A 340-nucleotide genomic window follows, 5' to 3' on the forward strand; every position below is an offset into this window, starting at 1 on the left:
GACGACCGTACACCTCAATCCCGAAAAAAGTGTCACGGAAGCCGTCACCAAAAAGGAGAAAAATCAAGCACTCAAAAAAGCAGCGTAAAAATCGTATTTAGGCGACAACTAGCTTGCAAATTTCCGCTCATCGAGAAGATGGCCCGGAAACACAAGCGCCCGGTCGGCGGCAGTTGGCGTATGGATGAGACGTACATCAAGGTCAAGGGCGTCTGGAAATACCTCTATCGCGCTGTCGACAAGCAGGGAAAGACCGTCGACTTTCTGCTGACCGCGAAGCGCGACATGGCTGCGGCGAAGCGCTTCTTCGACAAGGCCATGAGAGCGAACGGCGATCCGG

General features: G+C 53.8%; 1 pseudogene. It reads left to right on the forward strand.

Annotation, left to right across the window (positions count from 1 at the left end):
• Nucleotides 1-123: 123 nt before the first annotated feature.
• A pseudogene (locus tag F1735_RS34480) lies at nt 124-340 on the forward strand (DDE-type integrase/transposase/recombinase); the annotation flags it as partial.

Source organism: Massilia genomosp. 1 (assembly GCF_011682185.1).
GTDB classification, from domain to species: Bacteria; Pseudomonadota; Gammaproteobacteria; order Burkholderiales; family Burkholderiaceae_D; genus Telluria_A; species Telluria_A rubra.